The following is a 20,930-nucleotide window of genomic DNA, read 5'->3' on the forward strand; positions in this document are numbered from 1 at the left end:
GGTAAGAATGCAACGGCAAGTCGGAAATGTGTTCATTTCTCGATGATCTCCACACAGGCTCTGACGCGCCAACTAGCCCCGGTTCTCTCAAAGGAAAAGGGGCTTTTTCCTTTCTGTGTTTCTTTTTTTTGCTATTTACTTCCCTGCGAATTTTCTCGCTCTACCTTTCTTAGATCTCTATTTGACTGCTCTTCTTCACGACAAATAATTTCATCTATTGCACAAAATTTGCCTACCCCGGAGATCTTTGATGATTGATCATTTCTCCACGTTGAGCAATTTAGACGGCGATTCGTACGTTTTTCAAACAGGTTAAGATCTTTTCTCAGTTGAAATCTATTGCTGTATTAGAAAATGATGAAAATTAAGTGACTGATAAATATAAAATTAATATTTTTTTTGTGGTTTTTTAAAAGTTTTTCTAAAGCTTCTGAATTTTGAGCCGTTATTAAAAGTAACTTTGAGAGAACTACTTGGTTTTCCGAGACGTCGGAAACCGCTATACCGGAAAATCAATTGGAGAAATCACCATGGCAGTGAATGTAAATACAAACGTTTCAGCGATGACAGCGCAACGTTACCTAAACAACGCAAACAGCGCACAACAAACATCAATGGAGCGTCTAGCTTCAGGTTCAAAAATCAACAGCGCAAAAGATGACGCTGCGGGCCTACAAATCTCTAACCGTTTGAACGTTCAGAGCCGCGGCCTTGATGTTGCAGTACGTAACGCGAACGACGGTATCTCTATTGCACAAACTGCTGAAGGTGCAATGAACGAGACAACGAACATCCTGCAACGTATGCGTGATTTGTCTCTACAATCTTCAAACGGCTCAAACTCAAAATCTGAGCGTGTAGCGATTCAAGAAGAAGTAACAGCTCTAAACGACGAACTAAACCGTATTGCGGAAACGACGTCTTTTGGTGGTAACAAGCTGCTTAACGGTACTCACGGTACTAAATCATTCCAAATCGGTGCGGATAACGGTGAAGCGGTAATGCTTCAACTGAAAGACATGCGCTCTGATAATGCTCAGATGGGTGGTAAGAGCTACCAAACTGAGAACGCGAAAGACAAAGACTGGAACGTTCAAGCGGGTTCTAACGACCTAAAATTGTCGTTCACTGATAACTTCGGTCAAGCACAAGAAATCGACATCAACGCAAAAGCGGGTGACGATATCGAAGAGCTAGCAACGTACATCAACGGTCAACAAGACTCTGTGAAAGCGTCTGTAACTGAAGATGGTAAGCTACAAATGTTTACTGGTAACAACAAAGTTGAAGGCGAAGTGGCATTCTCTGGCAGCCTTGCTGGCGAACTAGGCATGCAACCTGGCAAAGACGTAACGGTTGATACTATCGACGTAACGTCTGTTGGTGGCGCACAAGAGTCTGTAGCAGTAATCGATGCGGCACTTAAGTATGTAGACAGCCACCGTGCTGAGCTAGGTGCTTTCCAAAACCGTTTCGACCACGCTATCAGCAACTTAGACAACATTAACGAGAACGTTAACGCATCTAAGAGCCGTATTAAAGATACCGATTTCGCGAAAGAAACGACTCAGATGACTAAGTCTCAGATTCTTTCTCAAGCTTCAAGCTCGATTCTTGCTCAAGCGAAGCAAGCGCCGAACTCGGCACTTAGCCTACTAGGTTAATCGATTGAAAGGCTACGTTGACTATAATCATAAGCGTTAACGTTAGGCTTCCACAAATTAGCTCGTGGTGAGAGATGAGCGCTAAACAGACCCAGCTTCGGCTGGGTTTTTTATTGCCTGTTATTTGGTGAGAAAGGGGCTTGGGGAACTGTAGTCTTGGTGACCAGAAGCAAAAAGCGAGATTCCCTATCACGTTCGTTCCTCACTGTAGGGCATTACGAGTTGCTCATAAACTAATGGGGGTATCTGCCGTCATTCCAGAATCGAGTAAAACGAGATATCAGGGATCTCTTTTCGTTTTATATTCAACACCACACTCAATAATCGAGAAGCCGGGAAATTTTAGCGCATATCGGTCGATTAATTGAATGACGATCACACTTTTCCTTGTTGTTGAAAATAATACGAAAAAAAGCACATTTTTTATTAAAGCTTCTAATTAAGGGGCCGTTAAAGGGATTGAGAGAAATGATATGTACCAATGTAAGGTGAGAGAGACACTGGTGCGTAAACAAATTGATATGTATTTGTGTGAGGTGAGAGTCACATAGGTGCATTAAAAAATGCCTAAAGGAGATCAACTATGGCGATTAATGTAAGCACTAACGTGTCTGCAATGACGGCTCAGCGCTACCTAAATAGCGCGGCTGAAGGTACTCAAAAATCAATGGAGCGTTTGTCTTCTGGCTATAAAATCAATAGCGCAAAAGACGATGCTGCAGGCTTACAAATCTCTAACCGCTTAACGTCGCAAAGCCGTGGCCTAGATATGGCTGTGAAAAACGCGAATGACGGTATCTCTATTGCACAGACAGCTGAAGGTGCAATGAATGAGTCAACCAACATTCTGCAACGTATGCGTGACCTTTCTCTTCAATCTTCAAATGGTTCAAACAGCAAATCTGAGCGTGTTGCGATCCAAGAAGAAGTCTCTGCTTTAAATAAAGAACTTAACCGTATTGCTGAAACGACTTCTTTTGGTGGTAATAAGCTTCTTAACGGCTCTTACGGTAGCCAATCTTTCCAAATCGGTGCAGACTCTGGTGAAGCTGTAATGCTATCAATGAGCAACATGCGTACTGATACCAAAGACATGGGCGGTAAGAGCTACGGTGTAGAAGAAGGCAAAGATGCTTCTTGGCGTGTAGGTGCTGGTGCTGATCTAACGATCAAGTACAACGATAAGTTTGGTGAAGCTCAAGAGTTGTCAATTTCTGCGAAAGAAGGCAACGATATCGAAGAGCTAGCAACTTACATCAACGGTCAAAGCCAAGACGTTAAAGCGTCTGTTGGCGAAGGCGGTAAACTACAACTTTTCGCTTCAAGCCAAAAAGTTGAAGGTGATGTTGAGTTTGGCGGCAGCCTTGCGGGCGAGCTAGGTATCGGTGCTGGTAAAGACGTTACCGTTAACGACATCGATGTCACTTCTGTTGCGGGTGCAAACGAAGCGGTATCTATCATCGATGGCGCTCTAAAATCAGTGGATAGCCAACGTGCTTCTCTAGGTGCTTTCCAAAACCGTTTTGACCACGCAATCAGTAACTTAGACAACATCAACGAAAACGTTAATGCGTCTAAGAGCCGTATCAAAGATACCGATTACGCGAAAGAAACAACGGCTATGACTAAGTCTCAAATCCTACAACAGGCGAGTACTTCTATCCTAGCTCAAGCAAAACAATCACCATCAGCAGCTCTAAGCTTATTGGGCTAAACTTACCTTAGTAAGTAGCGGTAAACTCTACTCTGGGTAGAGTTTTACTGTTTGGCTCATAAAGGAGGGAGGGAGAGTGTTATGGAAATACCATCCAACGCATCGAACATCCAGCCTTATGGCTCACCTAATGGCATTAAAATTGCAAGCGATGAAGGTAGTAGTGCGTCGAGTGTTTCGCGACTAAAAGAAGCAACATCTTATGGCAAGGTAGAGAAATCGAAAGAGGAAGCTACCGAAGCGGCGAGTCAATTAGCTCAACATAGACAAGAGTTAAATGATGAAGAGCGAGTCAAAATGGTGGAGAAGGTAAACGAGTTTATCTCCTCTCTCAATAAAGGTGTGGCCTTTAAGGTCGATGAAGAGTCGGGGAGAGATGTGGTAACTATTTATGAGACCACAACAGGTGATATTATTCGCCAGATCCCTGACGAAGAAATGCTTGAAATTCTAAGACGCCTAGCAGCCCAAAACTCGAATAGTCGAATAGTCGAATATTTGAGGTGAAGGTTTAAGTCGTATTATTGAGGTGATTTAATGAGTTTTGGCCCAATGGGGATTTCGTCTGGCATGGATATCAATTCCATGGTCAGCAAAATTGTTGATTCGGAGCGTGTACCTAAACAGCAGCGAATCGACAATGAAAGAGCGCGAATCGATACCAGCATTAGTGCCTATGGAAGACTCAGAGAATCCCTTGATTCGATGAAAAACCTGATGACAAACTTTCGTCAGGAAAAAGCTTTCGCTGTGCGAACAGTTGAAAGTACCGATGAAGCTCTTGTTTCTGCAACCGCGACTACCGAAGCGATCGCTGGTAAATATGCCATCGATGTGTTGCAGCTTGCCCAAAGCCATAAAGTGGCTTCTGATGTACTGTCAGAGGACATGAAATTTGGCCCAGGTAAGCTGCAGGTTTCGCTTGGTGATAATAGCTTTGATGTACAAGTAGGCGACAGATCGAAACTTATCGATGTTGTTCGCAGTATAAACGGCGCAGATAGCAACCCAGGCGTTCGTGCATCGATTATCAATGATGTCGAAGGTCCAAGACTTATTATTGCCTCGAACCAATCAGGTTCAGATCAACAGATCAGCATTAATGTTGAGTCAGATGCTGCCAACCCCCTAAAAAAACTCGAATACAAAACGCTTGAAGAACGTGTTAAAGCTTTAGAGAAAGCGCGCGTGGCTGCTCAAGATATTCTAGCTCTAACCCCTGCAGGAAAAGCCGTTGAACTCATCGATGAAGTGAGCGAAAACGATGAACCAAATACGAGTGAAACACTCGACGAAGATGGCAATGTAATCCCCTCAGCTCAAACCGATCCTACTTCAGATGTTGACGGAGACTCTAAAAGCCTTAGCTACGGCGAGAAAGCTGCTGCCGATGGCCAAGCTGCCCTAGACGCAGCTCAAGCGGCAAAGTCGGTGATGCCTGAAGATAATATCCCTGGTTGGACTGAAACAGCGTCAGGGACTCTCTTAGATTCTTACTACACACCCGAGCTTGAGCTTGATGAAAAAGCGATAGAGAAGGCACCCGATGTGCCAGGGTGGTCAAATGCTGCCTCAGGTACTCTGACCGATTCATACGTGACACCGAAAGAAGCCCAACAGAAGCTAGAGGCCGAACAAGCGCGTATCGAAGATAAAATCTCCCAAGAAAAAGCGGAGTTGGCTGAGAAAGTTGAAAAAGGCGAACTCACCGCAGAACAAGCCAAGAAAATAGAGCGTGCCAAACTAGAACCTGAAGAGCGTGAGCTTTTAGAGAAGGTCGATAAAGCGCAAGCTGATCTAGAACAAGCACAACAATCTTTTGATACCTACAGCGGCATGACTGAAGTTCAGGCTGGCCAAGATTCTATGGTCGTCCTAGATGGTGTTGCTCAGCTCTCTAGCAACAACAATGTGATTGAAGATGCTGTTGAAGGTATCGATATTACGGTGAAAGGAAAAACGCCAAAAGATAAGCCACCGGCAGAAATTGGTGTGGAGTACGACCGCAATAGTGTGCGTCAAGACATTGAAGCTTTCGTTAACTCTTACAATCAGTTTTACCAAGTGTCTAAGAGCTTGGCCGGTGTTGATCCAACGACGGGTCAAAAAGGCCCGCTTTCTGGCGACAGTACCGTGCGTAATGCCGACTCCCGATTGAAAGGGGTGTTCTCATCAAGTATCGAAGGTGCGCCAGACAATCTAAAGTCTTTGACCGAATTCGGTATCACGACCACAAGACAAGGCTCGTTAGAAATCAACTACGACATGCTTGACCGTCAACTGAACAATAACTTTGATAAGTTGGGTGAGTTTTTTGGTGGCAACAACGGCTTCGCCAAAAAAGTGGAAGATGCGATTCAAGGCATCACAGGTATCACGGGTTCAATCCGTACTAGGGAAAAGAGCTTAGTCGAGCAAAACTACCGTTTGGTTGATGATCAAAGCGCCCTTGATCGCCGCATGGACAGCTTAGAGAGCCGTACTCACTCTAAGTTCACTGCTATGCAAGATGCGACTAGTAAGATGCAATCTCAGTTGGGGAGCATGATGAATGCGTTGGGCTAATAGATGAATAGCCAGCTGCAAGAGCTTTGTGAACTCGATCAATTAATTTTCTCTAAGCTTGAATTTAGTGAAATTAATGCTGAAGAAATAACGCTGCTTGTCGATAACAGAGAACAGTTATTGCAAAACGTGCTTCAAATTATCGACTCACATCCCGACGTTAAGCAAAGTTCTGAATGGTTTGAAGCCATTACCAGAACCAGAAAATTAGTCGAATTGATGCAGACTGAGACGAGTCGAGTAGGTAAGGCCCTACATAAGTATCGTCACGGCGCTAAATCAGTTCAACAATACAAAAAGTTTTTATAGAAGAGGTTTACTATGCGCGGTTCTTTACAGGCATATAAAAAGGTATCAGTGGATAGTCAGCTAACGGCTGCCTCACCGCATAAGATTGTACAAATGCTAATGGCAGGCGCTATCGAGCGTTTGATTCAAGGCAAAGCGGCAATGCAAGCAGGCAATATCCCAGTGAAAGGTGAGCGACTTGGTAAGGCTCTAGATATCATTATTAGCCTACGTAGTTGCCTATCTATGGACGATGGCGGCGATATTGCGAAAAACCTAGATCAACTTTATGAGTTCATGATCACGCAAATTTCTGCGGCAAATCACAAAAATGACCCACAGCCTATTGATGATGTTATCGATATTATTCGCGAAATTAAGAGCGCTTGGGACCAAATTCCGAACGAATATCACAACTTGACGTCCGCTGACGTAGGTATTTAAAGAAAAATTGCAGTTTTAACCAATCTCATATCCCTTAATTGGTTGGTTGCCTTATTTTTTTAATCAAATAAAATAGAAGCCATTAGATAGCCTAATGGCTTTTTTTCGTTGCTGATTTCCTAAATTTGTCCACGTAGACCATAACCATTGATACTTTTCACTGTTTTATAAACTACGTCGCTCACCGTTTTTCTGCATCGCACCAAAATAAAGGCAATAATTCCTACTTATGCAAGGTTTGGCAAAACTGCTTGTCGTCGACGATAGTGCTCAAGATCGTCACAATTTAAGCACAATATTAGAGTTTGTAGGAGAGAGCTGCGAAGTAATCAGCTCTGAACAAGCACGTAAAGTGGACTGGTCACTACAGTGGGCCGGTTGCATTATTGGTACCATTAAAGGTAAAGGCTTCAACGCATTACTGAATGAAAAGCTTGTTCACGCCAATCACATCCCTTTACTGGTGATTGGTAAAAACAACCACCCAGTTGACGAGTTGACTAACTATGTTGGTGAACTTGAGCTTCCTCTTAACTACCCGCAATTAAGTGATGCATTAAGGCACTGCAAAGACTTCTTAGGCCGCAAAGGTGTTCAAGTTGTGTCTTCGGCACGTAAGAACACACTGTTTCGCAGCTTAGTAGGGCAAAGTGCTGGTATTCAAGAAGTACGTCACTTAATTGAACAAGTCTCTTCTACGGAAGCAAACGTGCTGATTCTTGGCGAGTCAGGTACAGGCAAGGAAGTTGTAGCGCGTAATATTCACTATCACTCTAAACGTCGTTCTGGGCCTTTTGTGCCAGTGAACTGTGGTGCGATCCCACCTGATTTACTTGAAAGTGAACTGTTTGGTCATGAAAAGGGGGCATTTACTGGTGCGATTACCGCACGTAAAGGTCGTTTTGAATTGGCTGAAGGTGGCACACTGTTTCTTGATGAAATTGGCGATATGCCAATGGCGATGCAAGTTAAGCTGCTACGAGTGCTGCAAGAGCGATGCTTTGAACGTGTCGGCGGCAACAGCACCATCCAAGCAGATGTTCGAGTGATAGCGGCAACACACCGCAACCTTGAAGACATGATTGATGACGATTCATTCCGTGAAGATCTCTACTACCGCTTGAATGTCTTCCCGATTGAAATGCCTGCACTTCAAGATCGAAAAGAAGACATTCCACTGCTGCTTCAAGAGCTGATGACTCGAATGGAAGCGGAGGGCAGCATGCCTATCTGTTTTACCGCTCGTGCAATCAATTCTTTGATGGAGCATTACTGGCCGGGCAACGTTCGTGAACTCGCGAATCTTGTTGAGCGAATGGTTATCTTGTATCCAAATAGCTTGGTTGATGTTAATCACCTGCCAACCAAATATCGATACAGCGATATCCCTGAGTTCCAACCTGAGTTTAATAGCTTTGGGTCGGAAGAGGAGCAAGAGCGTGATGCACTTGCTGACTTATTCTCAGAAGATTTCAGCTTTGATCAGCAAGATGACATTGCCGACAATGCTAATGCTCCTCAAGAGTTACCGCCAGAAGGGGTTAACTTGAAAGAGCTACTCGCGGATATGGAAGTGAATATGATCAATCAAGCTTTGGAAGCGCAGGGCGGCATTGTTGCTCGTGCTGCTGACATGCTTGGAATGCGTAGAACCACTCTGGTGGAAAAAATGCGTAAATATAACTTGCAGCGATAGTGTCCAGTTTTAGATGAAAACGAAAAACTAGCACACATTTTTTAGCTATTTGGTAACTCTAGCTAAGTGAATAGATAAACCATAGTCGAGTTGTTGCTTGCTTAACTATGTGATAAATATAGCAAATAGCCTGATTCGTGTTGTACGTCTCAGGCTGTTTTAGTATTTGAGGCAAATTTTTGACATGCACGTATCTAACGAACCAGAAAATCAATCGCACCTAGATTCTGTTGAACAGCAGGTTGAGCGCTATAAGCAAGTACTCGACGTGATGCCAGCGGGGGTCATTTTGTTAGATACACATGGCGAAGTGAGAGAGGCTAACCCTGAAGCGCACCGTATTCTTGGGGTTGAGTTAGTCGGGGAGAAATGGTTTTCAGTAATTCAAAGCGCCTTCGACCCAAAAGACGATGACGGTCATGAGATCTCATTGAAGAACGGGCGAAAAGTACGCTTGGCGATTTCTGCTTCTACCACGGGTCAGCTGATTTTGATTACAGATCTGACCGAGACTCGTTTGCTGCAATCACGTGTCAGTGATCTGCAGCGTTTGTCGTCATTAGGACGCATGGTAGCGTCACTTGCTCATCAGGTTCGTACACCGCTTTCTAGTGCGATGTTATATGCGTCAAACCTTGCCGCCCCCAATTTACCTCCGGCAACAAAGACACGTTTTCAATCTAAGCTTATGGATAGATTGCATGACTTAGAGAAGCAAGTGAACGACATGTTGTTGTTTGCCAAGGGCGGTGACAACAAAGTGGTGAAGCCATTTACTGTGGCTGAATTGATCACCGAATTTCACCCTATGGTGGAAGCGGCATTGAAAACCAACCAGATTGATTATTGCCAGGAAGTGGAAGGCGAACAGACTCAAATGTTCGGCAACGCCAATGCTATCGCTTCAGCGTTAAGCAACCTAGTGTTGAACGCGGTTCAAATTGCGGGTAAGGAATCGCAGATTGATGTGTTTTTTAGACCCGTAAACGGTGAGCTTAAAATATCAGTACAAGACAGCGGCCCCGGCGTACCGAAAGAGCTTCAAGGTAAAATTATGGAACCCTTCTTTACCACTCGCTCGCAGGGTACAGGCTTAGGCTTAGCGGTTGTACAAATGGTATGTCGAGCGCACGAAGGCCGACTGGAATTGATATCAGAAGAAGGGGACGGCGCATGTTTTACTATGTGCCTACCGCTGGAAAGAAGCACTTCTTCTGAAGACTAATAAGTTTTAACTGAATTTACACTGGAGAATCCTATGGCTCAAAGCAAAGTGTTAATCGTCGAAGATGATGAAGGTCTACGCGAAGCCCTTGTCGATACACTCGCGCTTGCCGGATATGAATGGCTGGAAGCAGATTGTGCGGAAGATGCTCTGGTCAAATTAAAATCTAACTCCGTTGATATTGTCGTCTCTGATGTACAGATGGCGGGTATGGGCGGCTTAGCGCTATTAAGAAACATTAAGCAGCATTGGCCAAACTTACCCGTATTGCTAATGACCGCATATGCCAACATTGAAGATGCCGTTGCTGCAATGAAAGAGGGCGCCATCGACTACATGGCAAAGCCATTTGCGCCGGAAGTACTGCTCAACATGGTGAGCCGTTACGCGCCTGTAAAGTCGGACGACAATGGTGATGCCATCGTTGCCGATGAGAAAAGCATCAAGCTAATGATGCTGGCTGATAAAGTGGCAAAAACCGATGCAAACGTCATGGTGTTGGGCCCGAGTGGTTCTGGTAAAGAGGTGATGTCTCGTTACATTCACAATGCTTCTAGTCGTAAAGATGGCCCGTTTGTCGCAATTAACTGTGCGGCGATCCCTGACAACATGTTAGAAGCGACCCTGTTTGGTTATGAAAAAGGCGCATTTACTGGCGCTATTCAAGCATGCCCGGGGAAATTCGAGCAGGCGCAGGGCGGTACGATTCTATTGGATGAGATCAGTGAGATGGATCTTAGCCTACAAGCCAAACTACTGCGTGTACTACAAGAGCGTGAGGTTGAGCGTTTAGGTAGCCGCAAGAGCATTAAACTCGATGTTCGTGTACTAGCGACCAGCAACAGAGATTTGAAGCAGTATGTTTCTGAAGGGAATTTCCGTGAGGATTTATACTACCGCTTGAATGTCTTCCCAATTTCTTGGCCACCGCTGTGTGAGCGTAAAGGCGATATTGAGCCTTTAGCCAAGCATTTAGTTGAGCGTCACTGTACCAAACTGGGTATGCCTGTGCCGGTTATGTCAGCGCAAGCGATCAGTAAACTCGTCAATTATCCGTGGCCGGGTAATGTCCGTGAGTTGGACAATGTGGTACAGCGTGCGTTAATCTTGAGCGAACAAGAAAACATCTCTGGTGAACACATCCTTCTTGAAGGTGTCGATTGGCAAGATGCAAGCAGCCTGCAACAAATCGTCGAAGGTAATGATGTTGCAACGCCAGAAATTAAACCGATTGCCGAAGTAAACCCAATCAATAAAATCGCGGCTAGCAGCGAAGGGCTCGGGAATGAGCTTAGAGATCAAGAGTATGCGATCATCCTTGAAACATTGATCGCGTGTAATGGCCGACGTAAAGACATGGCGGAAAAACTGGGTATTAGCCCGCGGACATTGCGTTACAAGTTAGCAAAAATGCGTGATGCTGGAATAGATATCCCAAACTGAGGATAGATTAGTAGTGTCAGCTTTCTGACTAGTGTAATACGATATCTAGTCAATTTAATGTGTGGCACGCTAATTGCTCTGTCAATAATACAGCTAAATAGATAGTCATAATTTTGACTCCTGAGGTAGTAGATGAGAATAGATGGTTTACAAGGCGAAATGCAGGCAATGATGGTCGAAGCTGCCAGCGCTCGTCCCGCAGCAACGGGTCAAGCGGTCGGTGCAGATTTTGGCAACATGCTGACTAATGCCATCAATAATGTGAACTCATTACAAAAGACCTCAGGTGATCTTCAAGCTCGTTTTGATAGTGGCGACCAAAGCGTGTCTCTATCAGACGTGATGATTGCTCGTAATAAATCTAGTGTGGCTTTTGAGGCGACAATCCAAATTAGAAATAAGTTGGTTGAATCGTACAAAGAGCTGATGAACATGCCGGTATAAGTTGGGTAGTTAAATAGTGGCAGATAATAGTCAAACAACAGATTTAACCGTAAGCGGTAGCAACGACCACGCACTTATTGCAGGTTCTGAGCTAGACGGAGAAGGGCAAAATCCCGATCTAGGTGAACGCAGTTCATCAAAGTTCGATATGGCTGTCGGTGATCTCGATTTACTTCGTCAGGTCGTTTTAGTCCTTTCTATATCAATTTGTGTAGCGCTAATAGTGATGCTGTTTTTTTGGGTAAAAGAACCAGAAATGCGTCCACTAGGGGCTTACGAAACAGAAGAATTAATCCCAGTTCTTGATTACTTGGATCTGCAAAAGATCGAGTACACACTTGAAGGCAATACCATCTCAGTACCGGCGAATGAGTACAACTCATTGAAGCTTAATATGGTACGAGCGGGCTTGAACCAAGAGCGAAACGCGGGTGATGACATTCTCATGCAAGACATGGGCTTTGGTGTATCACAACGTTTAGAGCAAGAACGCCTTAAATTAAGCCGTGAAAGACAGCTTGCGAAAGCCATTGAACAGATGAAGCAGGTACGTAAAGCTCAAGTTTTATTGGCTCTACCTAAGCAAAGCGTTTTTGTACGTCATAATCAAGAAGCCTCCGCTTCCGTATTCCTAACCCTAAAAACCGGTACTAACCTCAAGCAGCAAGAAGTCGATTCTGTTGTGGATATGGTAGCGAGTGCCGTTCCGGGAATGAAAACCTCACGTATTACGGTGACCGATCAGCATGGTCGATTGTTGAGTTCAGGCTCTCAAGACCCTATGTCAGCGGCGCGTCGTAAAGAGCACGAGCTAGAACGCAATCAAGAACAAGCACTACGTGAAAAAATTGACTCTATTCTGATTCCTATTCTTGGGTTTGGTAACTACACCGCTCAAGTTGATATTCAGCTCGATTTTAGTGCCGTGGAACAAACGAGAAAACGTTTTGATCCGAACACACCGGCGACTCGAAGCGAATACACCTTAGAAGATTACAACAACGGCAATACTGTAGCGGGTATTCCTGGCGCGTTGAGTAACCAGCCTCCAGCTGACGCCTCAATTCCACAAGATGTTGCTCAAATGAAAGATGGTGCAATGACGGGGCAAGGCTCTGTTCATAAAGAGGCGACCCGAAACTTTGAGCTAGACACAACCATAAGCCATGAACGCAAACAGACTGGCACGGTTAACCGTCAGACGGTATCTGTGGCGATCAAAGACCGTCAATCATTGAACCCAGATACGGGTGAAGTGGTTCATACCCCAATTCCGGCGAACGAAATCAATGCGATTCGTCAAGTGTTAATTGGTACTGTCGGTTTTGATGAAAGCCGTGGTGACTTACTTAATGTCTTGAGCATGCAGTTTGCCCCTCAAGTAACAGATGTTGTGGCTGATGTGCCAATCTGGGAGCATCCAAACTTCAATGATTGGGTTCGTTGGTTTGCGAGTGCGTTAGTTATTATTGTGGTGGTATTAGTCCTTGTTCGCCCTGCAATGAAGAAACTGCTTAACCCAGCCGCTGACAACGACGATCAAATGTACGGCCCTGATGGAATGCCAATTGGTGCCGATGGTGAAACCAGCTTAATTGGTGGTGATATTGAAGGCGGTGAGCTGTTTGAATTTGGTTCAAGCATCGACTTACCAAACCTTCATAAAGACGAGGACGTGCTGAAAGCAGTACGTGCACTTGTAGCGAATGAACCAGAGCTAGCAGCTCAAGTAGTTAAGAATTGGATGGTAGATGGCTAACGAAATAGTTCCTCAACAAGCTGAAGGCGGTGAAGCGCTTGATGTTTCGAGCGTTGATATCGGCTCTATCTCAGGCGATGAGCGTGCTGCGATCTTGTTACTCAGTTTAAATGAAGAAGATGCTGCTGGTATTATTCGTCACTTAGAGCCAAAGCAGGTTCAGCGTGTGGGTAGTGCGATGGCGAGAGCTACAGACCTATCCCAAGAGAAAGTAGGCGCAGTGCACCGTGCTTTCTTAGATGATATTCAGAAGTACACCAACATTGGTATGGGCAGCGAAGACTTTATGCGTAATGCGTTGGTTGCTGCTCTGGGTGAAGATAAGGCGAATAACCTTGTTGACCAAATTCTTCTCGGCACAGGTTCGAAAGGTTTGGACTCACTTAAGTGGATGGATCCTCGTCAGGTGGCGAGTATCATCATCAACGAGCACCCTCAAATTCAAACTATTGTGTTGTCTTACCTCGATGCCGATCAGTCGGCTGAGATCCTGTCTCAGTTCCCAGAACGCGTTCGTCTGGATCTGATGATGCGTATTGCCAACCTTGAAGAAGTTCAACCGTCAGCGCTTGCTGAACTGAACGAAATCATGGAGAAACAGTTCGCGGGTCAAGCGGGTGCTCAAGCTGCCAAAATTGGTGGCCTGAAAGCCGCGGCTGAGATCATGAACTACATGGACAACAACGTCGAAGGCGTCTTGATGGATCAAATCCGTGACCAAGACGAAGACATGGCAACACAGATCCAAGACCTGATGTTTGTCTTTGAAAACCTTATTGAAGTTGACGACCAAGGTGTTCAACGTCTACTACGTGATGTTCCACAAGACATTCTACAGAAAGCACTTAAAGGTGCCGATGAAGGTCTGCGTGAGAAGATCTTCAAGAACATGTCTAAACGTGCTGCCGATATGATGAGAGACGATATTGAGGCGATGCCGCCAGTGAAAGTCTCTGACGTTGAAGCGGCTCAGAAAGAGATTTTGGGTATTGCGAGGAAGATGGCCGACAGTGGCGAGATTATGCTGTCTGGTGGCGCCGACGAGTTCCTTTAATACAGAAACCTCAAAAGCCCCATACTGTTGGGGCTTTTCTTTATCCAATCTCGAACTACAGATTAACTCAGTTTAACTGATTGAATTCACAGTTAAGCTCACTCATAGATAGGTACTGATATGTCAGGTGATAGAAAACGTGGCTTCCTTCGCCCTGAAGAAGATAATACGGTTGCCCAACCTCAGAAATGGGGGCTGCCTGACTACACCTCTGATGTGAGTAAACAAGCCAAAGAAACTGCCTTTAACTACGACCCTAGTTGGATGCCAACGGTTGAAGAAGCCATTGAAGATGAAGAGCTGGTTCTGACTGAAGAGCAAATCGAACTGATTAAGCAAGGCGCTTATCAGGAAGGTCTTCACCAAGGCCAAGAGGCGGGCTTTAAACAAGGCTATGAAAAAGGTAAAGAAGAAGGATTTGTTGCTGGCCACGAAGAAGGCAACGAAGCCGGTAAGCTTGAAGGCGTAACCGCAGGTCAAGAGTACATTCAACAGCAAGTTGCCATCTTTATGGGGCTTGCCAACCAGTTTGCTCAGCCGTTAGAGTTGATGAACGCTCAGGTGGAGAAGCAACTGGTCGACATGGTGCTCACCATGGTCAAAGAAGTGGTGCATGTTGAAGTGCAAACTAATCCACAAATCATATTAGATACTGTCAAAGAGTCGGTAGAGTCTCTGCCAATCTCTGGTCACGCAATCACATTGAAGCTTAACCCTGAAGATGTGGCGATCATTCGCTCTGCGTATGGTGAAACTGAATTGGATTGTCGTAATTGGACGCTAGTTGCCGAGCCTGCACTCAACCGTGGTGATGTGCAAATTGAAGCGGGTGAGTCGAGCGTTAACTACCGTATGGAAGATCGCGTGAAAAACGTCATTCAAAACTTCTGCGGCGCTAACCGTCACCAGGGCCATGAGTAATGCTTGAGTTAGCGAACCGTCTCAGTCAATACAAAGTCGAAGGGCTAAAATCGCGACCAATTGCCTCAGGTAAGTTAGTTCGCGTTGTTGGATTAACGCTTGAAGCGACAGGCTGTAAAGCGCCAATCGGCAGTTTGTGCTTAGTTGAAACCATGTCTGGTCAGATGGAAGCCGAAGTCGTTGGCTTCTCTGGCGATAATCTATTTTTGATGCCAAGTGAGCAAATTACCGGGATCTTACCTGGCGCTCGTGTCACGCCAATGACCTCAGAAAGCGGCATTCCTGTCGGCATGGAATTGCTTGGTCGAGTAATCGACGGCGTAGGTAATCCACTCGACGGGTTAGGTCCAATTTATACAGAGCAACGTGCTTCCTTTAATGCTGAGCCAATCAACCCTCTAGCTCGTAAACCGATTTCTGAACCACTTGATGTTGGCTTGAAGGCGATTAACGGTTTACTAACCGTGGGTAAAGGGCAACGTATTGGCCTGTTTGCAGGTTCTGGTGTTGGTAAATCCGTAACACTAGGCATGATGACTCGAGGCACAACTGCACAAGTGGTTGTGGTGGGTTTAATCGGTGAACGTGGGCGAGAAGTTAAAGAATTTATCGAAGAGATTCTTGGTGAAGACGGTCGTAAGCGTTCGGTTGTTGTTGCCGCTCCTGCCGATTCATCGCCATTGATGCGCTTAAAAGGCTGTCAAACGGCGTTGGCTGTCGCCGAGTACTTTCGTGACCAAGGCTTAGATGTGTTGCTTCTAATGGATTCATTGACCCGTTTTGCTCAGGCTCAGCGTGAAATTGCCCTGTCTGTGGGGGAGCCGCCAGCAACCAAAGGTTATCCGCCTTCAGTCTTCGCCAAGCTTCCTGCGCTGGTGGAACGAGCAGGTAACGGCAATGATGAACAAGGTTCTATCACTGCATTCTTTACCGTGTTAACCGAAGGCGATGACTTACAAGACCCGATTGCTGATGCGTCGCGAGCTATTCTCGATGGTCACGTTGTGTTGTCGCGTGAGATGGCTGATGCCGGTCACTACCCAGCGATTGATGTCGAGAAATCCGTCAGTCGTGTGATGCCGCAAATCACCACTGAAGAGCATGTCTTAATGTCGAAAGCGGTAAGGCAAGTGCTGTCTATCTGCCGTAAGAACCAGGATTTGGTTTCGATTGGTGCTTACAAACCGGGCACTGATCCAGCAATCGATAGTGCCTTCACTCTGAAGCCAAAACTGGATGAGTACCTGCAGCAGAAGATGAAAGAGACCGTCCCATACGACATGTGCGTCAACATGTTGAAGCATGTATTGGGTGGCTAACGAGTGAATAAGGTTAGTCATGGATAACGCATTAGAATTTTTGCTCGATCAAGCCAAAGATCAAGAGAACCAGGCGGTACTTGCACTCAACAAAGCGAACTCAGAACTGCAAGGTTACTATGAGCAGGTTGCGCAGATTGAAAAGTATCGACTGGATTACTGTCAGCAGCTCGTTGACCGCGGTAAGGCTGGCTTAACGGCGAGCCAATATGGCCACCTGAACCGCTTCTTAACTCAATTAGATGAAACATTATCCAAGCAGAGAGAAGCGGAACACCACTTTAAAAATCAAGTCGACAACTGCCAAAATTACTGGATGGAGTTACGCAAAAAACGTAAATCCTACGAGTGGTTGATGGAGAAAAAGCAGAAAGAGAAAGCAAAACTGCAAGATCAAAGAGAACAAAAGCAAATGGATGAGTTCTCAACTCTGTTATACAGCCGAAAGAAGATGTGATCCTAAGCCACGAATGATGTAGCTGCTGTTTTCTATATTGTGAGAACAGAACTTATAGGCATGTTTCTTGCTCCGTTTTATATAAAATTGCATGTTATGCCCACCAAAGGCATAAAAAGCATCCGACTTTCTTTTTGTTGCCTGATTCATGGCAGCAAAGCTAGTAGATAGAGCTTGTATATATGAATGTTAGTCTTTCCTCAAATTCAGTGACCAACAAGACATCCTCGTTGTTGGACACCGGTTCCTCCTCTTCCAAGGTAGAAGAAACTGGTGACTCAAAAGGTTTCTTTGAATCCTTTAAAGAAGCGCTCGGCTTTGAAGAAAGTGATAATAAAGCCACAATAAAAGACGCAGAAAGTACCGCGAAACCTGATGTTAAACAGGCATCTACTGAAGGTGAAGCGGCAGCCGAAGCGAACAAAGGTGATTCAGCTGAATCAAAGGCTACTGATGAAGTGAGCGAAGCGCAAAGCAAGCAAGCAGCTTCAGAAGTAGAAGGTGAGAAAGCAGCAGAGAAAACGCCAGTGGAAGCTGCGTCTGGATCTGAGGCTCAGCTCAAAGCCAATTCAAGTATAGATAGCACCGTCGCTGACGCAGAGAGCATTGTTGCTGATAAGGCGGATGGCAAAGATGCGCATACTACGACCAAAGATTCTAAAGAACAGGTTGTTCAATCCCAAGCTCGGGAGGCAGCAGCTGTAGATGATTCTATGCAGGCATCGCAAGCGACTGCCGCTATGAATGAAGGCAATAAATTGCTTGGTCAGTTGGATGAGGCAAACAAAACTCTAAATCAAACGCCAAACGGCAAAGGCTTGCCTCAACAAGGTCAAGTAGATCAAGCGCGAGGCAATATAACAGGGGCTTCTGTTGCAGGAACTTCCGTTACGGGTAAGGCGACACAACAAGCCAATGCAACAAATCAAGAGAAGAGCCTTGAAGTCGATTCTGAAATCGCTGTACTTACCGGAGGTAAGGGTGTTTCTCAGCTGACTGATGATGAAATCCGACAGCTAATGGACAAGGGTGTGACCCCTGAGCAGATCGAAGCAAGTATGAGCCGAGAGCTGAACCAAAAAAATGCGGCTAGCGCGGTTACTACCGATCAAAGCCAAGCACTCTCACCAGCTGAACTTGAGCTAGCGAAACAGGTTGATGCTCATACCAAAGCGTTGAACCAATTGAACGCTCAGATTGAATCAGAGCAGTCTGTAGTGGATGGTTTGCTTCAAAAACAACAAAGTGGTGCTAAGTTGACGGTCGACGAGCAAGCTGCCTTAGCTAAAGCTACCTCTAATATAGAAGTGTTGAATCAACAGCTCGCCAACGTTCAACAGCAAGCTAGTGCTTTACTAAGCCAAGCCCCGAATGCGAGTGGCACCTCAGGTAACCCAACCGCGATTGATTGGGATAACGCAGATTCGAATGAAGCTAAAGCCTTAGCGGCAGTAGCATCGACAGCAGCTGTCGCGACCGCTGCTCAACAAGTGACATCACAGGCCTCGTCTCAAGCTGCAGCCAATGCAGTCTCAGACAAGGCAGCAATGTTGCATGCCAATAATGCGCACGCGGCTCAACAAGCTAATGTTGCTTCACCTCAGCAGCAAGCAACGTTGGACCCAGCTTTAACCGCGCAAGGTTTGGCGGTGAATGCAATGCCAGTTGCCACAAAAGCAGGCTCGACTGATGCGCTTCTTAAAGCGGGCGCTGGCGCGGCAGCACTATCTGGTTTGGGCAAAACGGGAGCGAAAGAAGACTCTAAAGATTCGACTTTTGCTCAGCAGATCGCTTCTGCGGCTGGCACACAAGGTACAGCAACGGTGGGTTCAGCGCCTACGCGAGCTGAAATTCAAGCTGCTCAACAGGCGCCTTTACAGCTCACCAAAGAGCTAGCTAATGAACAGGTGGCTGAAAAAGTACAAATGATGATGTCTAAGAACCTTAAGAATTTGGACATCCGTCTCGACCCACCAGAGCTGGGTCAGATGAAAATTCGCATGACCATGAATAATGACGTGGCAAACGTGCACTTTACGGTGAGCAATCAGCAAGCGAGGGATGTGATTGAACAAACCTTACCTCGCTTGAGAGAGATGCTTGCTCAACAAGGTCTGCAACTTGCAGATTCGTCTGTTCAGCAACAGAACTCAGGTCAGGGACAAGATAGATACAACAGTGGTGAGCAACAATCAGGCTCTAACCGCACAAATGATACGCAAGGTGATGAAAACCTTGATAGTGGCAGCAATCTTGAATTGAATGTCGCATCAAAGCGTGATGGAATTAGTTATTATGCCTAATATCAGGCTAAGTACACTTAGTTACTAGAAAGTACTGTTAGTTAATAGAAAGAATCGGCAGTTAATCGAAAGAACAGGAAGTTAGAGTAAAGTATGGCAGAAGAACAAGATGCACCTAAAGGGAAGAGCAAACTCCTCATAATCATTATTGCAGTAGTCGTGCTACTGCTTGGTATAGGTGGTGCGTTGTACTTTTTCTTAGGTTCTGACGATAGCTCCTCTGAGTCTCAGTCTCAGCCAGCAACTGCAGTGGTCGCGGCAGAGCCTGTTATGTATGTTAATATTCCTCAGCCCTTCTTGTTTAATGTGACAGGTGATAAAAAAGACCGCCTAGTTCAGATAAAAGCACAGCTGATGGTCCGTGGCAGTAAGAATGAAGACCTAGCTCGCTACCACTCTCCACTCGTAGAAAGTACGCTACTGGCGACGTTCGCTTCGGCAACAGTCGATCAATTGCGCTCACCAACAGGACGAGTTGAACTACGCGACAAGGCAACAGAAGATATTAAAGCAAGCCTGGCTCAAGCTGTTGGCCAGCCTGTGATTGAAAAAGTGTTATTCACTGACTTCGTAATTCAATAGGTAATTTGTGACCGATTTATTAAGCCAAGACGAAATTGATGCGCTATTACATGGCGTTGATGATGTTGAAGAAGTTGAAGATGTCTTAGAAACCGAAAATGACAATGCAGTCAATTTTGACTTCTCATCTCAAGATCGAATCGTCCGTGGTCGAATGCCGACCCTTGAACTTATTAACGAGCGTTTCGCACGTCATATGCGTATCAGCTTGTTTAATATGTTACGTAAAACGGCTGAAGTATCGATCAACGGCGTGCAAATGATGAAGTTTGGTGAGTACCAAAACACATTGTATGTACCCACCAGTTTAAACATGGTTCGTTTCCGTCCACTTAAAGGTACGGCACTGATCACCATGGAAGCTCGTCTAGTTTTCATTCTCGTAGAGAACTTTTTTGGCGGTGATGGTCGTTTCCACGCCAAGATTGAAGGTCGAGAATTCACACCAACCGAAAGACGAATCATTCAGTTACTGCTGAAAATTGTTTTTGAAGATTACAAAGAAGCTTGGTCGCCAGTGATGGGGGTTGAGTTTGAATACTTGGATTCTGAAGTGAACCCAAGTATGGCGAACATTGTGAGCCCAACAGAAGTGATTGTTGTAAGTTCATTCCACATTGAAGTGGATGGCGGTGGTGGTGACTTCCATGTGGTGATGCCTTATTCCATGGTTGAGCCGATCCGTGAATTGCTTGATGCGGGTGTTCAATCAGACAAGATGGAAACTGATGTTCGTTGGAGTACTGCACTGCGTGATGAGATCATGGATGTGCCTGTTAACTTCCGTGTGAACCTGTTAGAGCAAGACATTTCCCTTCGTGATTTGATGGAGCTTCGCCCTGGTGATGTCATCCCAATGAACATGCCTGAGCACGCGACGATGTTCGTCGAAGAACTGCCGACTTATCGTGTGAAAATGGGACGCTCTGGTGAGAAGCTTGCCGTACAGATTTCGGAAAAAATTCAAAGACCACATGTGGTTAAAACTGATCTCGCTTTTCTAGGTAAAGACTTAATGTCTGAACTCGAAAACAGCGATGATGACGAATAGA

18 protein-coding genes are annotated in these 20,930 nt (G+C 45.5%); all 18 read left to right on the plus strand.

Going from position 1 to position 20,930, the window contains the following annotated elements; all coding sequences use genetic code 11:
• Window positions 1–530: 530 nt before the first annotated feature.
• The 18 genes from BCT34_RS05235 to fliM all read left to right on the plus strand — a co-directional run bounded on the left by BCT34_RS05235 (window position 531) and on the right by fliM (window position 20,929).
• Window positions 531–1,664: a flagellin gene (locus BCT34_RS05235; protein WP_010436625.1), complete on the plus strand. Its 1,134-nt coding sequence runs from the start codon at window positions 531–533 to the stop codon at window positions 1,662–1,664.
• Window positions 1,665–2,247: 583 nt separating this feature from the next.
• The gene (locus BCT34_RS05240; protein ID WP_076651681.1) at window positions 2,248–3,378 is read left to right on the plus strand and encodes a flagellin; all 1,131 of its coding nucleotides are present in this window, start codon (window positions 2,248–2,250) and stop codon (window positions 3,376–3,378) included.
• Between the two features lie 81 nt (window positions 3,379–3,459).
• Window positions 3,460–3,885 (plus strand): flagellar protein FlaG, encoded by a 426-nt coding sequence (gene flaG, locus BCT34_RS05245; RefSeq protein ID WP_076651680.1) that lies wholly within the window; start codon window positions 3,460–3,462, stop codon window positions 3,883–3,885.
• Between the two features lie 30 nt (window positions 3,886–3,915).
• Window positions 3,916–5,943: a flagellar filament capping protein FliD gene (gene fliD, locus BCT34_RS05250; RefSeq protein ID WP_076651679.1), complete on the plus strand. Its 2,028-nt coding sequence runs from the start codon at window positions 3,916–3,918 to the stop codon at window positions 5,941–5,943.
• Window positions 5,944–5,946: 3 nt separating this feature from the next.
• Window positions 5,947–6,252, plus strand: coding sequence for a flagellar protein FliT (locus tag BCT34_RS05255; protein WP_076651678.1), 306 nt, complete (start codon window positions 5,947–5,949; stop codon window positions 6,250–6,252).
• Between the two features lie 12 nt (window positions 6,253–6,264).
• On the plus strand, window positions 6,265–6,675 hold the full coding sequence (fliS, locus tag BCT34_RS05260; RefSeq protein WP_004736194.1) for a flagellar export chaperone FliS: 411 nt from the start codon (window positions 6,265–6,267) through the stop codon (window positions 6,673–6,675).
• 229 nt (window positions 6,676–6,904) lie between these two features.
• Window positions 6,905–8,371 (plus strand): sigma-54 dependent transcriptional regulator, encoded by a 1,467-nt coding sequence (locus BCT34_RS05265; RefSeq protein WP_076651677.1) that lies wholly within the window; start codon window positions 6,905–6,907, stop codon window positions 8,369–8,371.
• 184 nt (window positions 8,372–8,555) lie between these two features.
• Window positions 8,556–9,596: an ATP-binding protein gene (locus tag BCT34_RS05270; RefSeq protein ID WP_076651676.1), complete on the plus strand. Its 1,041-nt coding sequence runs from the start codon at window positions 8,556–8,558 to the stop codon at window positions 9,594–9,596.
• Window positions 9,597–9,629: 33 nt separating this feature from the next.
• The gene (locus tag BCT34_RS05275) at window positions 9,630–11,039 is read left to right on the plus strand and encodes a sigma-54 dependent transcriptional regulator (RefSeq protein ID WP_076651675.1); all 1,410 of its coding nucleotides are present in this window, start codon (window positions 9,630–9,632) and stop codon (window positions 11,037–11,039) included.
• 132 nt (window positions 11,040–11,171) lie between these two features.
• Window positions 11,172–11,483 carry a flagellar hook-basal body complex protein FliE gene (gene fliE, locus BCT34_RS05280; protein ID WP_017060684.1) on the plus strand — a complete coding sequence of 104 codons (312 nt, stop codon included), beginning with the start codon at window positions 11,172–11,174 and terminating at the stop codon, window positions 11,481–11,483.
• A gap of 16 nt (window positions 11,484–11,499) precedes the next feature.
• Window positions 11,500–13,242, plus strand: a complete 1,743-nt coding sequence (gene fliF, locus BCT34_RS05285) for a flagellar basal-body MS-ring/collar protein FliF (protein ID WP_076651674.1) — start codon at window positions 11,500–11,502, stop codon at window positions 13,240–13,242.
• Window positions 13,235–14,296 (plus strand): flagellar motor switch protein FliG, encoded by a 1,062-nt coding sequence (gene fliG, locus BCT34_RS05290; protein ID WP_076651673.1) that lies wholly within the window; start codon window positions 13,235–13,237, stop codon window positions 14,294–14,296. Before fliF ends, fliG begins: the two co-directional genes overlap by 8 nt.
• 120 nt (window positions 14,297–14,416) lie before the next feature.
• On the plus strand, window positions 14,417–15,217 hold the full coding sequence (gene fliH / locus BCT34_RS05295; protein WP_076651672.1) for a flagellar assembly protein FliH: 801 nt from the start codon (window positions 14,417–14,419) through the stop codon (window positions 15,215–15,217).
• On the plus strand, window positions 15,217–16,536 hold the full coding sequence (gene fliI / locus BCT34_RS05300; RefSeq protein ID WP_076651671.1) for a flagellar protein export ATPase FliI: 1,320 nt from the start codon (window positions 15,217–15,219) through the stop codon (window positions 16,534–16,536). Before fliH ends, fliI begins: the two co-directional genes overlap by 1 nt.
• Before the next feature lie 19 nt (window positions 16,537–16,555).
• A complete protein-coding gene (gene fliJ / locus BCT34_RS05305) occupies window positions 16,556–16,993 on the plus strand; it encodes a flagellar export protein FliJ (RefSeq protein ID WP_017631772.1) in 438 nt (145 codons plus the stop codon).
• 182 nt (window positions 16,994–17,175) lie between these two features.
• A complete protein-coding gene (locus tag BCT34_RS05310) occupies window positions 17,176–19,296 on the plus strand; it encodes a flagellar hook-length control protein FliK (RefSeq protein WP_076651670.1) in 2,121 nt (706 codons plus the stop codon).
• A 93-nt stretch (window positions 19,297–19,389) separates the two neighbouring features.
• Window positions 19,390–19,878, plus strand: a complete 489-nt coding sequence (gene fliL / locus BCT34_RS05315) for a flagellar basal body-associated protein FliL (RefSeq protein WP_076651669.1) — start codon at window positions 19,390–19,392, stop codon at window positions 19,876–19,878.
• 7 nt (window positions 19,879–19,885) lie between these two features.
• Window positions 19,886–20,929: a flagellar motor switch protein FliM gene (gene fliM, locus BCT34_RS05320; protein ID WP_017631770.1), complete on the plus strand. Its 1,044-nt coding sequence runs from the start codon at window positions 19,886–19,888 to the stop codon at window positions 20,927–20,929.
• The last annotated feature ends 1 nt before the right edge of the window (window position 20,930 follow it).

It is taken from the genome of Vibrio sp. 10N.261.45.E2 (assembly GCF_002875705.1).
Classification (GTDB): Bacteria; Pseudomonadota; Gammaproteobacteria; order Enterobacterales; family Vibrionaceae; genus Vibrio.